The sequence below is a fragment of the Dorea longicatena genome (genome assembly GCF_025150085.1).
GTDB classification, from domain to species: Bacteria; Bacillota; Clostridia; order Lachnospirales; family Lachnospiraceae; genus Dorea_A; species Dorea_A longicatena.
In genome coordinates this window covers 2,480,438-2,494,870 of record NZ_CP102280.1, presented here as the reverse complement: position 1 = coordinate 2,494,870, position 14,433 = coordinate 2,480,438, and the positions used below count along the sequence as shown (strand labels likewise).

Genomic DNA, 14,433 nt, shown 5'->3' with positions numbered 1-14,433 from the left:
GAATTGCAGGAGGGACAAAGACATATGGAAATGGAGAAAATGATCGAACTCATAGATGCTGTGTCAAAGTCAGATCTGACAGGCTTTAAATATGAGGAAGACGGTATCAAACTGCATTTGAGCAAGAAAGAAAATACATGCTATGTGACGGAAAATGTGTCTGCACCGGTGAATATGACCGGAACAGCTTCTGCTGGAGTGGTTTCTGCTGAGATGGGAAAAACGAATGCAGAAGGGGATCAGACACTGGGAGCAGCTGCGGAAGAAGCAGTCGTAGGAAATATTGTAGAGTCTCCGCTGGTAGGAACATTTTATTCAGCACCTGCAGAAGATGCAGAAAGCTTCGTAAAAGTCGGAGACAGAGTAGAAAAAGGACAGACACTCGGAATCGTGGAAGCCATGAAGCTGATGAATGAGATCGAAAGCGATTACAGCGGAACGGTTGCAGAGATTCTGGTAAATAATCAGGAAGGCGTGGAATACGGACAGCCGTTATTTCGCATCGTGTAGGAGGACAATATGAATCATTTGAACATCAATCAGATCAAAGAAATCATTCCGCACCGTCATCCATTTCTTCTGTTGGATTACATCGAAGATTATGTGCCGGGAGAATATGCAGTGGGATATAAATGCGTATCTTACAGAGAAGAATTCTTTGCGGGACACTTCCCGGAAGAACCTGTAATGCCGGGCGTGCTGACGGTCGAAGCACTGGCACAGGCCGGTGCGGTTGCAATCTTAAGCCTGGAAGAAAATAAAGGAAAGATTGCATATTTCGGCGGTATCAATAAATGCAAATTCAAAGGAAAGATCGTCCCGGGAGACAAGGTACGTCTGGAGACGAAGATCATCCGCAGAAAAGGACCTGTCGGTGTCGGCGAGGCAGTTGCGAGCGTGGATGGAAAAGTAGTCGTAAGTGCAGAGCTTACATTCATGGTCGGATAGATAAGAGCAACATAGGAGAGTGTAAAGAAAGATGATTAAAAAAGTATTGATCGCAAACAGAGGAGAGATCGCGGTGCGTATCATCCGCGCCTGCCGTGAGATGGGAATTGAGACCGTAGCGGTCTATTCAGAGGCAGACAAAGAAGCACTGCATACCAAGCTTGCAGACGAAGCCATCTGCATCGGGCCGGCTCCGTCAAAGGACAGCTATCTCAGTATGGAAAATATCATCAGTGCAACGATCATAAGCGGTGCAGATGCAATCCATCCGGGATTTGGATTCCTGTCAGAGAATAGTAAATTTGCAGAGCTGTGCGAGCAGTGCAATATTACATTCATCGGGCCGGATTCCAAAGTCATTGCAAGTCTTGGAAATAAACAGGTTGCGAGAAATACGATGATGGCAGCGGGAGTACCGGTCATTCCGGGAAGCAAAGAACCCGTCTACGATGCAAAGACCGGTGCAGAACTTGCCCGAGAGATTGGCTATCCGGTTATCATTAAGGCAGCTTTAGGAGGTGGGGGCAAAGGTATGCGTACCGCCTGGACACCGGAAGAGTTCGAGTCTGCATTCCAGACGGCTCAGAAAGAGACCGAGATGGCATTTGCCGATTCGACGATGTACATTGAACATTTTGTAGAGAATCCAAGACACATTGAGTTCCAGATCCTGGCGGATAAATATGGCAATGTGATCCATCTGGGAGAAAGAGATTGTTCTATTCAGCGCAATCATCAGAAGCTGATCGAAGAATCTCCGTCTGTTGCATTATCGGATGAACTGAGAAAGAAGATGGGTGACGCTGCGGTAAAAGCTGCCAAAGCGGCAGGTTATGAGAATGCCGGAACCATCGAATTCTTATTAGAAAAATCCGGGAACTTTTATTTCATGGAAATGAATACCAGAATCCAGGTGGAACATCCGGTCACAGAATGGGTGACAGGTGTAGATCTTGTGAAAGAACAGATCCGCATTGCATCCGGACAGAAATTATCCTATACACAGGAAGATATCAGACTGACCGGTCATGCGATCGAGTGCAGGATCAATGCAGAGAATCCAGAGAAAGGATTCCGTCCGTCCCCGGGAACGATCACAGATATGTATCTTCCGGGAGGAAAGGGTATCCGTATTGATTCTGCGATATACAGCGGCTATACGATTCCGCCGTATTATGATTCCATGGTGGCCAAGCTGATCGTGTGGGCGAAGAATCGTCAGGAAGCGATCCGTAAGATGCAGAGTGCACTTGGAGAAGTCATTATAGAAGGAATCGATACGAATGTTGATTATCAGTATGGGATTGTCAATCATCCGGATTATATTGAGGGAAATATAGATATTGAATTTATTGAAAGGCTGTAGAGGTGACTGCTGATGAAGCTGGACAACGTATTTAAAAAGACCAGAATTGCTGTCGGAAGAAAGAATTATATTACATTTACCAGACGACCGGAAGTTCCGGAAGGATTACTTCGCAAATGTAATAAATGTGGGGGAGCGATCATTGCGGAGGATGTAAAGAAAGATCATTATATCTGTCCAAAGTGCGGAGGATATTTCCGCGTGCATGCAAGACGCAGAATCGAGATGATCACAGATGAAGGTTCTTTTGAAGAATGGGATTCGGATCTTCAGGGAGGAAATCCTCTGGAATACAAAGGATACGAAGAAAAACTGAAGAAATTACAGGAAAAGACAGGGCTTTCAGAAGCAGTTGTAACAGGAAAAGCAAAGATTGACGGCCGCGAGGCGGTTATCGGAGTCTGTGATGGAAGATTCCTGATGGCCAGCATGGGAGAGGCAGTTGGAGAGAAGATAGCAAGGGCGGTAGAACGGGCAACGAAAGAAAGACTTCCGGTCATCTTATTTGCCTGCTCCGGAGGGGCCCGTATGCAGGAGGGAATCGTCTCTCTGATGCAGATGGCAAAGACATCCGCAGCACTGAAGCGCCACAGTGATGCCGGACTTCTTTACATCAGCGTACTGACCGATCCCACGACTGGCGGAGTAACCGCAAGCTTTGCGATGCTCGGTGATGTGATCCTGGCAGAGCCAAAAGCTCTGATCGGGTTCGCAGGCCCAAGAGTGATCGAGCAGACCATCGGACAGAAGCTTCCGGATGGTTTCCAGAGAGCAGAGTTTTTACTGGAACATGGATTTCTGGATGCCATTGTGGAGCGCCCTCAGATGAAAGAGACACTTTCTAAGATTCTGGCACTTCATGAGGTAGGAGAAGGAACAGGATTTAATAGAAAAAAATGTGATGTGGAACTGACATCAGGCAGCAAGATGAATATGACCGCATGGCAGAGAGTAGAACTTTCCAGACGCAAAGACCGGCCAGTAGGCAGTGATTACATTGACGCACTCTTTACAGATTTTGTAGAATTCCACGGAGACCGGTATTTCGCAGATGACAAAGCTATCATCGGTGGCGTTGCAAGATTCCATGGCACGCCGGTAACAGTGATTGCACAGGCAAAGGGAAGAAATACGAAGGAAAATATCGAAAGAAACTTTGGTATGCCACAGCCGGAGGGATACAGAAAAGCCTTAAGACTTATGAAACAGGCAGAGAAATTCTCTCGTCCGGTCATCTGTCTGGTTGATACACCGGGAGCATTCTGTGGACTCGAAGCAGAAGAACGCGGACAGGGAGAAGCCATTGCCAGAAATATCTATGAGATGTCCGGATTAAGGGTTCCGGTTGTTTCAATCATCATTGGAGAAGGCGGAAGTGGCGGAGCACTTGCGATGGCCACTTCAGATGAAGTATGGATGTTGGAAAATTCCATCTATTCCATCCTCTCACCGGAAGGATTCGCAAGTATCCTCTGGAAAGACAGCTCCAAGGCCAAAGAAGCAGCAGAAGTGATGAAATTGACGGCAGAGAATCTGAAGGCACAGGGAATTGTAGAGCGTGTCTTTGCAGAGCCGGAGGAATATATCGTTCAGAATATGGATGTTGTGATCATGCAGATGGATGAGGCAATCGAAGAATTTCTGATGAAATATAAAAGTTTGTCAGAGCAGGAGTTAATAGAACATAGATATGAGCGTTTCAGGAATATGTAATATGGAGCAGAGTAAATCACTGCTATATATCATAAGAAAACGATGTATTTTACAGGCAATGTTTATGGACGAACAGATTCTATAATAGAGTGAGGAAAATATATGAAAATACAACCACTGAAAATAGGAACAAAGACAGCAAAAGTTCCAGTCATTCAAGGTGGTATGGGAGTTGGTATCAGCCTTGGAAATCTTGCTGGAGCAGTTGCAAAGGAGGGCGGCATAGGGATCATCTCTGCCGCTCAGCCTGGTTTTAGAGAAGAAGATTTTATAAAAGATCCATTAAAAGCGAATTTAAGAGCGATAAAATCAGAGTATGAGAAAGCAAGAAAGATTGCATCGGACGGAATCATTGGATTCAATCTGATGGTTGCCATGGAGCACTATGAAGAATATGTGCATGCGGTGGTAGAAGCAGGAGCAGATCTGATCGTATCGGGAGCGGGACTTCCGACGGATCTTCCGAAATATGTGGGTGAGTCAGACATCTTACTCGCACCGATCGTATCGACTGCAAAATCGGCAAATGTGATATTAAAATATTGGGACAAAAAATACCACAGAATCCCGGATCTGGTTGTGATCGAAGGACCGCTCGCAGGGGGACATCTTGGATTTCATGAAGAGCAGCTGGAAACGTATGGTATAGATGCTGGGGCAGAAGACTATGTAAAATGCCGAACTTCCTACGAAAAAGAAATCATAGCCATCATGCAGGTCATTCATACATTTTCGGAAAAATATGGAAAAAAGATTCCTGTTGCGATGGGGGGAGGAATTCATGACAGTGAAAGCGCAGCGCGTGCATTTTCCCTCGGAGCAGATGCCATACAGGTGGCGACGAGATTCGTTACAACAGAAGAATGCGATGCAGATATCCGCTATAAAGAAGCCTACCTGAATGCAAGAAAAGAAGACATCGTGATCGTAAAAAGTCCGGTGGGAATGCCGGGACGTGCAATCTTGAATCCATTTATGAAAAAAGTAAAAGAACTGGGGCGTATTGCACCGGCGCATTGTTTTCAGTGTCTGAAGCATTGTAATCCGGGAACCACGCCGTATTGTATCACTCAGGCACTGATCAATGCGGCAAAAGGAAAGATAGATGATGCGTTACTTTTCTGTGGAGCGTATGCATATCAGGCAACTCATCTGGAAACTGTAAAAGAAGTTATTGATTCTCTGATACCAGAAAGGGTATAATAAAAAATAAGAGTAAAGAATGAAGAGTTAAAGTGAAGGAAATTACAGAAGATGGGAATGGATGACGCATATAAGATGATTAATCAGACACTGGTCAGTCTGATCAATGAAATATGGGAACTGGAAGAAAAGGCAATCATTACGGATGAGTTCAAAGACCTTACGAATAATGATATGCATGTGATCGAAGCAGTCGGACTTGGCGACGGGAATAATATGTCTTCGATTGCCAGAAAGCTTAATATTACCGTAGGATCCCTTACGACTGCCATGAACAGTCTGGTGAACAAAAGATATGTAGAGCGTCATCGCAGCGAAGAAGACAGAAGAGTCGTTCTTGTCAAGCTGACAGAAAAAGGTGTGAAGGCTTACCACCATCATGAAGATTATCACAGACAGATGACACAGGCCATTCTGGATAAACTGGATGATACCGAGCTTCCGGTGCTTGTGAAGACATTGGATGCGTTATCCGAATTCTTTACCGGTTACAGTGAGAATAAGGAGTCATAAAGTATATGGTAAAAGGTGTAATCTTTGATATGGATGGAACGATGTTCGATACAGAATGTCTTTCTACCAAAGGATGGATTTACGCAGGTAAAAAGCTGGGCGTGGATATTCCGGTAGCATTGACAGATTCTTTTCGGGGAAGAAATCCACAGGCGATTCGAAAAAAATTTGCAGCATATTTTGGAGACAGACTGGATTACGATACAGCGCGTGCAATGAAGCATGAGTATTTCGACGAAGTGACAAAAGAATCTGTTCCGCATAAAGAAGGACTGCAGGATTTATTAGAATATTTAAAAGAACATGAGATTCCGGCTGTGGTTGCGACATCCACAGAAAGAAAGCGTGCGAGCAGGCTGATACATATGTCCGGTATAGAACATCTGATTTCGAATGCGATTTACGGAGATATGGTGGAGCGTGGGAAGCCGGAGCCGGACATTTTCCTGAAAGCAGCAGAGCTGATTGGGCAGGATCCAAAGGAATGCCTGGTACTGGAGGACAGTGCACCGGGACTTCTGGCAGGAAAGGCAGCGGGCGGATATACGATCTATGTGCCGGACATAGCAGTTGTGTCAAAAGAGGCAAAAGAAGGAATTACGGCAGAACTGGCGGACTTGCATGAAGTGGCTGCATGGATCAGAAAAGAGAATAAAAAGTAAGAAGGAAAATGACTGTCATGCAGCCTTTGGAGGCTGTGGGCAGTTTTTTTGCATCGCCATGCATTTGTAAGGAATAAAAAATATAAAGATTCAGGAGGAACAGATATGTACGAGAAAGAAGTAGAACAATTACAGAATATTATTGATGACAGTAAAAGAATCGTATTCTTCGGAGGAGCAGGGGTTTCTACAGAGAGCAATATTCCGGATTTCCGAAGTGCGGACGGGTTATATCAACAAAAGTATAAATATTCGCCGGAGCAGATCGTAAGTCATAGTTTCTTTGTACGGAACCCAGAAGGGTTTTATGAATTTTATAAGGAGAAGATGATGTTTCTGGATGCCAAACCGAATGCTGCACACTTGAAACTTGCAGAATTGGAAGAGGCGGGTAAATTAACGGCCGTGATCACACAGAATATTGACGGACTTCATCAGGCGGCCGGAAGTAAGAATGTACTGGAACTGCACGGAAGTATTCACCGGAACTATTGTATGAAATGCCACAAATTCTATGATGCGGCATATGTAAAAAATGCATCCGGAATTCCAAGATGCACTTGTGGCGGAATGATCAAACCGGATGTAGTACTCTATGAGGAAGGACTGGATTCGGATGTGATCAGCAGGAGTATCAAAGCGATCAGTGAAGCAGATACGCTAATCATAGGAGGCACGTCTCTGGTTGTGTATCCCGCGGCAGGATTTATTGATTATTTCCGTGGGAAACATCTTGTGGTGATCAATAAGAGTGCAACAGCCAGAGAAGTAGGTGCAAAGCTTACGATAGCGGCACCGATTGGGGAGATACTTGGAAGGGTGCATTAAATTCCAAGTGTTGCCGCCTTCTTGTAGTTATAACAAGAAGAATTCTATGCTTATGAAGGTGGCATTCCCGAGTACGATTGAGTTGGATGGATTCATCGGACAGCTCCAGCATTTCGGAAAGACACAGACACAGATTGTATTCTCTACACCGGTTGAGCCAAGGGGATTGAATGTGGAAGCATTAGAAGAAAAAGAAGAATAGATAAAAACCTGGCAGCCGGGGATGTTACATAGAATGTATAATATCTCCGGCTGCCGGGTTCTATTTAGTCAGCTTTTTGATAGATCAGGCGGATATCACCGTTTTGCAGTGTAGTATGCCCGCAGCAGGTGAAGCCTAATTTGACGAGCAGATGCTGCATGGGAATATTATCATCGTGTGTATCAATTTTAATATTTGGGAACTGTTCATAAGCCCAGTTCAGACAGAAGGTAGCTACGCCCTTTGTACCAGGTGCCGTGGCAACTCTGTGAACAACGGCATAGGGTCTGTCATTTAACCAGGAACCGTCAATTGTCTGGTAATCAGGGTCTTCTTCCCTGTGAAAATAGAATACGCCTCCGATTTGCTCATCTTCTTCTATCTGAATGATGCAGACATATAAGCAGTCGGACTGGATATCCTGTGTGGTAAGTGAAACCGGAGGATAACTGTCCCGCCACTGGTCCGGATTGCCGTGTTCTTTCATATATTTCCGGGCATAAGCATAGATTGCAAGGATGTCCGGAAGGTCATTCATTGTCGCTTTTCTGATCTGCATAAAAATCTCCTTTTGTTATTCATTACTTTGTTTATTTTCGTAACTGTGGGAATATCTCAATACTGCGTTCAAGTATCCCTTTCATATAAGCAATCGCAGTTCCGTAATTGGTGATTGGTACAGAGGCGTCACCGGCGCATTTCAGGCGATATTTCATTTCGCGCTCATTCAGCATACAGCCACCGCAGTGAATGATCATTTTATAATGGTTCAGCTTCAGTGGAAATTCAGTTCCACTGGTAAATTCAAAATCTATATCTTTTCCCGTATATTCACGAACCCAGCGTGGCAGCTTGACAGTACCGATATCGTCACACTGGCGGTGGTGTGTACAGCCTTCGCTGATCAGGATCGTATCTCCGTCTTCCAGCGTGTCCAGTGCTCTTGCGCCGTGGACGACGGTTCCCAGATTCCCCTTATATCTTGCAAAAAGAATGGAGAAAGAAGTAAGCGGGATATCGGAAGGAGTATCTTTGTCAACTTCTTTAAATGCCTGACTGTCGGTAATCACCAGTGCAGGTTTTTTCCCGAGTGAATCCAACGTACTTTTGAGTTCTGTTTCCTTTACAACGATTGCAGTAGTTCCGGCATCCAGAAGATCGCGGATCGTCTGCTGCTGTGGGAGAATCAGCCTTCCCTTTGGCGCGGCAGAATCGATCGGAACAACAAGTACAATGAAATCTCCGGGGGTTACAAGATCCCGGACGATGAATCTGGAAGATTCTTCCGCAGGGACTAAAGTTCCGAGATGTTCTTTCAACTCATGAATATGAAGATTTTCAGTTGTATTGGTCCACAGGATATGCTCTAAAGGAATCTTATATTTCAGATGAGTGGACACGATCATTTCCTGATGTGTATGTTCCGATACCAGATCGGCTTTATTAAGGACGAGTAAGAGGGGAATATTTTTATCCTGTATGCGTGTAAGGATCGCATTGTCCTGCGGCGTAATTCCTGAGGTGCCATCGATCACGAGCACAGCGATGTCGGTCTTGTTCAGGACCTGATAAGCTTTCTGAATGCGGAGTTTTCCAAGTTCGCCTTCATCGTCGAGCCCCGGAGTGTCGATCATGACGATAGGGCCCAGTGGAAGCAGCTCCATGGATTTGAATACAGGATCGGTCGTTGTTCCGCGCACATCGGAGACAATCGCAAGATTCTGCCCGGTGAGAGCATTAATAAGACTTGATTTTCCGGCATTGCGTCTGCCGAAGATCCCGATATGTATACGTTCTGAAGAAGGTGTGCTGTTTAAACTCATGATATGTTCCTCACTTTCTGACAGCTGTATATAAAAGCTGACTGTATAAAAAGTTGATGTTACCTAAATATTCAAAGAATCGCCACGGTCTGTTACAACCTGATAGCCTATGGATTTCATCCGCATTTCCAGACAGTGTCTGCACTGGGCGGATTCATCACCGGTACAGATCTTATTATCATATAGAAGATAATCTTTCCGTACTTCCGTTGGTGAAAGGTTCGGCATTACGACATTGGCGCCTGCCAGGATTCCAAGTTCACGCCCCTTTGGGTGGATGGTTCCAAGTGCGGTTGTGGCAGGAAGTAAAACCTTCGGGATCATCAGCCGGATCAGGCCGAGCATATATAAAGTAAGTTCCAGTGTTCCCGCAGATTCTCCGGCAAACGGAGTGTCATGATGTGGGATAAACGGACCGATTCCGATCATGTGTGGATTCAGTTCTTTCATGAAGAGCATGTCTTCTGCAAGGTGTTCCGAAGTCTGGTAAGGAGAGCCAACCATGAATCCGCAGCCAATCTGATAACCGATGTCCTTTAAATCCCGCAGACATTGCTGCCTGTGTTCAGGACTAAGGTTCGGTGGATGAAGCTTTCTGTAATGTTCGTGGTTATAAGTTTCATGCCGCAGAAGATAGCGGTCGGCGCCGGCATCATAGTAAGCCTGATAGCTATCTTTGGATTTTTCCCCGATGGAAAGTGTAATGGCACAGTCGGGATAGCGTTCTTTAATTATCCGGATCAAATGTATGATGCGTTCATCTGTATAATATCCGTCTTCGCCGCCCTGCAGGACAAAGGTGCGGAATCCAAGTTCATAACCTTCCTTACAGCACTTTAGGATATCGGCTTCTGACAGGCGGTACCGGTGTGCGTTGCCGTTGCTTTTCCGTATACCGCAGTACAGACAGTCGTTTTTACAATAATTGGTAAATTCGATCAGACCGCGGACGTAGACATCGTGTCCATAATAACGGTGGCGTTCTTCGCGGGCCAGGGAAAAGAGATATTCGGAAAGTTCCGGAGTGTGTCCCTCGATCAGTGTGATCCATTCTTCTTTGGTCAGGGTCTGTTCTTTATGCAATTGATCGATCAGATATTTTAAAGATAAGTTCGTTTCATTCATGAAAATCATTCCTTTGCCCGTATGTTATTGATCATAATATCTCACATTATTATAACAAACAATTACTTGCCGAACAATGTAAAGAAAGAAGTGATATGGAGAAATAGAAAAATAAGATAAATATATTAAAAAATATAAATTGACAATTCATGCAGATGCGTTTTTAATAGAAGTATACAGATTAGTTACGGCGAATTAATGAATCATAAAGAAAGGAAGAAATCATGGGAATTGGTAAAAGAATATTAAGTGTACTGATCGGTATCCTCTTCATTATAAGTGTGTCGGTACTTGGAGGAAGTCTGCTTGCAAAGCAGGTACTTGTCAAAGCAATCAGTCAGGCAGGGATTGATACGGCAATCTCTCACAGAATGATGGATGCAGTATTTGGCTATGCAGGAGCAGATGATACACAGTGGATTGCGAAGATACAGAACAAGATTGAGAAGAACGAGGAAGTACAGAAAATTACAGAAAAGGTCATGGATGAAATGGTGAATGATCTTTCAAAAGGAACGGGCTATAAGGATGTAGATATTTCCAAAGAACTGAATCAGTTACTGGAAGACAGCATGAAAGAAATTAAGGATTCAAATCCGGAGTTAACGGAAGATATGCTGAAACTTATGAAGCAGCAGTTAAAAGATGAGATGGATGACGTTCAGGATGTACTGAATAGTTATGCATCTAATCTGTATGGTAATATGAAAGATACCAGTACGATACAGGGGAAAGTTGCCAGATTATATACGACGCTGGTATCAACGACCTGCCGGGCCGTATCGGGAGCAGCAGTTCTGCTCTTTGCAATCCTGACGGTATTGCTTGGGTATCCAAGACACAGAGGATTATTTTCACTCGGAGTGGAAAGTTTGATTTGTGGAGGAATTTTTGCCGGACTTATAGGAGTTATGGGAAGCCGGACTATGGGCTTCTTATCGGACAAGATGCTGGGGCGTACGGTAGATATAGGGTTAAAGTCATATTTCTGGATGGGCTGTATATTTGCCGGGGCAGGTGTGATATTCCTGCTTGCGGGATTTATAATAAAGTGGAAAGACCAAAAAAGGATAGATGTAAATGAGTAACAGATTTTTATAATGAAGTATTCGGAACATTTGATACAGAAGATATAGAAGTGTAACAGAGTGAATGAACAGGATGTAAATGTAACAGGTATGAGAAAGGTTATATTTTACATCCTGTATCTTTTAGAGCAGTAATCGGATTGATTATAGGTGTTTTACATTACATACGGATAGCATACTGGAAATATTATATGGGGCATGCTATCATAAAAGTAATGTCTTTTTCCGTAGATGTATGGAATACAATAGAAAACAGAGGAGTTAATTCAGACATGGAAACACAACACATTATCCACAATTTTGAGCCAATCTATAATGAACATTCTAAGATTCTGATGCTCGGAACTATGCCATCGCCGAAATCCAGAGAAGTCGGATTCTACTATGGACACCCAAGAAACAGATTCTGGAAAGTTGTATCCGATGTCTGTGGCGAAGCGTATCCGGAGACGAGAGAAGGCAAGATCGCATTTGCATTAAGAAATGGTATTGCAGTCTGGGATGTGCTGGCGGGGTGTGATATTAAAGGAGCAGATGACAGCAGTATCCGTAATCCACAGCCGAATGATCTGAGCCGGATCCTTGAATGTGCAGATATTAAGGCCATTTTTACGACAGGAACGAAAGCATTTCAACTATATAAGAAATTTTGCTATCCTAAGACTGGGATTATGGCAATTGGATTGCCGTCTACGAGTCCGGCGAACTGCAGAACATCGTATGAGCAGTTGTTCGAGGCATATTCTGAAATTAAGAAATATATATAACAACGATGAAAATAAATAAGATTTCTAAATAAGTAAGAATCAAGAAAGAAGGCGTATTAGACCATATGAACCGGGAAGAACGAGTAAGAATACTGATCGACTATCTGAAAAAAGAAAATACAGGTTATGCATCACTTGCAGATCCGGTAGATTATACCGGGAGAAGAAGACTTCTAAGAAGTCTTATGAATGTCCGCTGGCCGGGCGAGGCAGATCCGGAGTATACCAGGATCCAGGATGAACTGCTAAAGGAAGAAGCAGAACAGAAAGGAATCGTAGAATGGGGACAACTTCCGACTATCGGTGGACAATTCCCATGTGAGACGATCAAGAATGTGGATAAGATATCTCTCTGGCGGGGAGATATTACAAGACTTTCCGTAGATGCGATCGTAAATGCGGCGAACAGCCAGATGCTTGGATGTTTTGTGCCGTGTCATGGATGCATCGACAATGCGATCCATTCGGCAGCAGGTATCCAGCTTCGTAATGAATGTGCACAGATTATGGAAGCACAAGGACATGAAGAACCGACCGGAAAAGCGAAGATTACAAAAGGATATAATCTCCCGGCGAAACATGTCATCCATACCGTAGGTCCGATTGTTGGCATGCAGGTGACAGAAAAGCAGGAAGAAGAATTAAAGTCGTGTTATCTGAATTGTATGAAACTGGCGGAAAAAGAAGGACTTAAGTCGATTGCATTTTGCTGTATCTCAACGGGAGAATTCCATTTCCCGAATAAACTGGCGGCAGAGATTGCGGTGAAGACGGTGGACAAGTATCTGTCTTCTTCAAAACTGGAAAGAGTGATTTTCAACGTATTTAAAGAAGAGGACTATAATATATATAAGAAGATATTTGCATAAGAGTAAAGGAACAAGAGAGGAAATAAAGAAATGGACAATCTGGTATTCAGTTTAAATGCAACAGTCCCCATTTTCTTAATGATGATACTGGGACTGTTCTTCAATAAGATCGGGTGGATGGATGAGGAATTTGCTAATAAGATGAACAAATTCGTGTTCCGTGTTCCGCTTCCGGTATTATTATTTGGCGATCTGGCAGTTGTAGACATTAAAGAGGCGTGGGATACGAAATTTGTAATCTTCTGTTTTATTATTACATTGATCAGTATCACGATCGCAATCGGAATCTCCTGCCTGTTGAAAGACAGAAGTATTCAGGGAGAATTTATCCAGGGAGCGTACAGAAGCAGTGCGGCACTTCTGGGGATCGCATTTATCCAGAATATCTATGGTAATTCCGGTCAGGCACCGCTTATGATCATTGGAAGTGTGCCGCTTTATAATATTATGGCGGTGGTTGTACTGTCATTTTTCAAGCCGGGACAAAAAGGCATGGATAAAGCACTGATCAAGAAGACACTGATCGGTATCATTACGAATCCAATCATCATCGGTATTGTGGCAGGTCTGTTATGGTCGGCACTGAAACTTCCGATGCCGGTGATCTTACATAAGGCCGTCAGCGGTATTGGCGGCGTAGCAACACCGATGGGACTGATGGCGATGGGAGCTACATTTGACATTAAGAAAGCATTTGGCAAGATTAAACCGACCGTGATCGCTGCGTTTATCAAATTAGTGGGATTTGTAGCAGTGTTCATGCCGCTTGCAGTGGCAACCGGGTTTCGGAGAGAGAAACTGATCGCAATCTTAGTCATGCTCGGATCGGCAACAACAGTCAGCAGTTATGTTATGGCTAAGAATATGGGACATGAAGGAGTTGTGTCTTCGAGTGTAGTTATGCTGACGACTATGTGCAGCGCATTTACCCTGACGGGATGGCTCTATATCATGAAGTGTTTCGGATTGGTGTAACCCTTAAGAGTTTCTGAAAAATCCCTAAAATCCTTGACAAATGGGGATTCGATGGCTATCATATTCAGTAGTTTATACGTAAAGGCATTGATGAAGAGGAGTACACGTAAGTTCGTCCATACCAGAGAGAGTGATCCATCGGCTGAGAGACACTTAAGGAATACGAGACGTCGGAAGGTAGCTTCGGAGCCGGATGAATGAACCTGTAACTTATGATAAAGTAGAATTAGTTCATCCCGGAGTCGTTCCCGTTAAAGAATAAGATGAGATATATAGCGAAGGATTTCTTCCTATATAATGAAGGTGGTACCGCGACTACAATCGCCCTTTACGTCGATGTAAAGGGTTTTT

15 protein-coding genes, 1 pseudogene and 1 other annotated feature are annotated in these 14,433 nt (G+C 44.0%); of the genes and pseudogenes, 13 read left to right on the top strand and 3 right to left on the bottom strand.

Annotated elements, in window-relative coordinates; genetic code table 11:
• Nucleotides 1-24: 24 nt before the first annotated feature.
• From accB to NQ508_RS11870, 9 genes and pseudogenes are all read left to right on the top strand, one after another.
• A complete protein-coding gene (gene accB / locus NQ508_RS11910; protein WP_022415905.1) occupies nucleotides 25-510 on the top strand; it encodes an acetyl-CoA carboxylase biotin carboxyl carrier protein in 486 nt (161 codons plus the stop codon).
• 9 nt (nucleotides 511-519) lie between these two features.
• Nucleotides 520-948 carry a 3-hydroxyacyl-ACP dehydratase FabZ gene (gene fabZ, locus NQ508_RS11905; protein ID WP_006428218.1) on the top strand — a complete coding sequence of 143 codons (429 nt, stop codon included), beginning with the start codon at nucleotides 520-522 and terminating at the stop codon, nucleotides 946-948.
• Nucleotides 949-979: 31 nt separating this feature from the next.
• Complete coding sequence (locus NQ508_RS11900; protein ID WP_006428219.1) at nucleotides 980-2,314, top strand: acetyl-CoA carboxylase biotin carboxylase subunit; 1,335 nt, start codon at nucleotides 980-982, stop codon at nucleotides 2,312-2,314.
• A 12-nt stretch (nucleotides 2,315-2,326) separates the two neighbouring features.
• Nucleotides 2,327-4,027, top strand: coding sequence for an acetyl-CoA carboxylase carboxyl transferase subunit (locus tag NQ508_RS11895; RefSeq protein ID WP_006428220.1), 1,701 nt, complete (start codon nucleotides 2,327-2,329; stop codon nucleotides 4,025-4,027).
• A 102-nt stretch (nucleotides 4,028-4,129) separates the two neighbouring features.
• Nucleotides 4,130-5,230: an NAD(P)H-dependent flavin oxidoreductase gene (locus NQ508_RS11890; RefSeq protein WP_006428221.1), complete on the top strand. Its 1,101-nt coding sequence runs from the start codon at nucleotides 4,130-4,132 to the stop codon at nucleotides 5,228-5,230.
• Between the two features lie 57 nt (nucleotides 5,231-5,287).
• Complete coding sequence (locus tag NQ508_RS11885) at nucleotides 5,288-5,743, top strand: MarR family winged helix-turn-helix transcriptional regulator (protein WP_044920427.1); 456 nt, start codon at nucleotides 5,288-5,290, stop codon at nucleotides 5,741-5,743.
• A gap of 5 nt (nucleotides 5,744-5,748) precedes the next feature.
• Nucleotides 5,749-6,405 (top strand): HAD family hydrolase, encoded by a 657-nt coding sequence (locus NQ508_RS11880; RefSeq protein WP_006428223.1) that lies wholly within the window; start codon nucleotides 5,749-5,751, stop codon nucleotides 6,403-6,405.
• 105 nt (nucleotides 6,406-6,510) lie between these two features.
• Nucleotides 6,511-7,233, top strand: coding sequence for an NAD-dependent protein deacylase (locus NQ508_RS11875; RefSeq protein ID WP_006428224.1), 723 nt, complete (start codon nucleotides 6,511-6,513; stop codon nucleotides 7,231-7,233).
• A gap of 43 nt (nucleotides 7,234-7,276) precedes the next feature.
• Nucleotides 7,277-7,435 (top strand): annotated as a pseudogene (locus NQ508_RS11870) (Lrp/AsnC family transcriptional regulator); the annotation flags it as partial.
• Between the two features lie 64 nt (nucleotides 7,436-7,499).
• Here the strand turns inward: NQ508_RS11870 and NQ508_RS11865 are convergent.
• The 3 genes from NQ508_RS11865 to hydE form a co-directional block, all read right to left on the bottom strand.
• Nucleotides 7,500-7,994, bottom strand: coding sequence for a GNAT family N-acetyltransferase (locus NQ508_RS11865; RefSeq protein ID WP_006428226.1), 495 nt, complete (start codon nucleotides 7,992-7,994; stop codon nucleotides 7,500-7,502).
• Between the two features lie 31 nt (nucleotides 7,995-8,025).
• A complete protein-coding gene (gene hydF / locus NQ508_RS11860) occupies nucleotides 8,026-9,258 on the bottom strand; it encodes a [FeFe] hydrogenase H-cluster maturation GTPase HydF (RefSeq protein WP_006428227.1) in 1,233 nt (410 codons plus the stop codon).
• 63 nt (nucleotides 9,259-9,321) lie between these two features.
• Entirely contained in the window at nucleotides 9,322-10,392 is a 1,071-nt protein-coding gene (gene hydE, locus NQ508_RS11855) for a [FeFe] hydrogenase H-cluster radical SAM maturase HydE (protein WP_006428228.1), read from the bottom strand.
• Nucleotides 10,393-10,607: 215 nt separating this feature from the next.
• On the opposite strand from hydE, the gene NQ508_RS11850 reads away from it, so the two are divergent.
• From NQ508_RS11850 to NQ508_RS11835, 4 genes are all read left to right on the top strand, one after another.
• Complete coding sequence (locus tag NQ508_RS11850; protein ID WP_006428229.1) at nucleotides 10,608-11,471, top strand: hypothetical protein; 864 nt, start codon at nucleotides 10,608-10,610, stop codon at nucleotides 11,469-11,471.
• A gap of 272 nt (nucleotides 11,472-11,743) precedes the next feature.
• Nucleotides 11,744-12,238 (top strand): DNA-deoxyinosine glycosylase, encoded by a 495-nt coding sequence (locus tag NQ508_RS11845; RefSeq protein ID WP_044920429.1) that lies wholly within the window; start codon nucleotides 11,744-11,746, stop codon nucleotides 12,236-12,238.
• Nucleotides 12,239-12,303: 65 nt separating this feature from the next.
• Nucleotides 12,304-13,107 (top strand): protein-ADP-ribose hydrolase, encoded by an 804-nt coding sequence (locus tag NQ508_RS11840; RefSeq protein WP_006428231.1) that lies wholly within the window; start codon nucleotides 12,304-12,306, stop codon nucleotides 13,105-13,107.
• A 30-nt stretch (nucleotides 13,108-13,137) separates the two neighbouring features.
• Nucleotides 13,138-14,082, top strand: a complete 945-nt coding sequence (locus tag NQ508_RS11835) for an AEC family transporter (RefSeq protein WP_006428232.1) — start codon at nucleotides 13,138-13,140, stop codon at nucleotides 14,080-14,082.
• Nucleotides 14,083-14,160: 78 nt separating this feature from the next.
• Nucleotides 14,161-14,414: a binding site (T-box leader), on the top strand.
• Nucleotides 14,415-14,433 lie beyond the last annotated feature (19 nt).

Bases quoted from the DNA above. Each gene is read 5' to 3' on its own strand.
- NQ508_RS11840 (WP_006428231.1), top strand. From the start codon at position 12,304: ATGAACCGGGAAGAACGAGTAAGAATACTGATCGACTATCTGAAAAAA.
- NQ508_RS11895 (WP_006428220.1), top strand. From the start codon at position 2,327: ATGAAGCTGGACAACGTATTTAAAAAGACCAGAATTGCTGTCGGAAGA.
- fabZ (WP_006428218.1), top strand. From the start codon at position 520: ATGAATCATTTGAACATCAATCAGATCAAAGAAATCATTCCGCACCGT.
- NQ508_RS11890 (WP_006428221.1), top strand. From the start codon at position 4,130: ATGAAAATACAACCACTGAAAATAGGAACAAAGACAGCAAAAGTTCCA.
- hydF (WP_006428227.1), bottom strand. From the start codon at position 9,258: ATGAGTTTAAACAGCACACCTTCTTCAGAACGTATACATATCGGGATC.
- NQ508_RS11900 (WP_006428219.1), top strand. From the start codon at position 980: ATGATTAAAAAAGTATTGATCGCAAACAGAGGAGAGATCGCGGTGCGT.
- accB (WP_022415905.1), top strand. From the start codon at position 25: ATGGAAATGGAGAAAATGATCGAACTCATAGATGCTGTGTCAAAGTCA.
- hydE (WP_006428228.1), bottom strand. From the start codon at position 10,392: ATGATTTTCATGAATGAAACGAACTTATCTTTAAAATATCTGATCGAT.
- NQ508_RS11835 (WP_006428232.1), top strand. From the start codon at position 13,138: ATGGACAATCTGGTATTCAGTTTAAATGCAACAGTCCCCATTTTCTTA.
- NQ508_RS11880 (WP_006428223.1), top strand. From the start codon at position 5,749: ATGGTAAAAGGTGTAATCTTTGATATGGATGGAACGATGTTCGATACA.
- NQ508_RS11865 (WP_006428226.1), bottom strand. From the start codon at position 7,994: ATGCAGATCAGAAAAGCGACAATGAATGACCTTCCGGACATCCTTGCA.
- NQ508_RS11845 (WP_044920429.1), top strand. From the start codon at position 11,744: ATGGAAACACAACACATTATCCACAATTTTGAGCCAATCTATAATGAA.
- NQ508_RS11850 (WP_006428229.1), top strand. From the start codon at position 10,608: ATGGGAATTGGTAAAAGAATATTAAGTGTACTGATCGGTATCCTCTTC.
- NQ508_RS11885 (WP_044920427.1), top strand. From the start codon at position 5,288: ATGGATGACGCATATAAGATGATTAATCAGACACTGGTCAGTCTGATC.
- NQ508_RS11875 (WP_006428224.1), top strand. From the start codon at position 6,511: ATGTACGAGAAAGAAGTAGAACAATTACAGAATATTATTGATGACAGT.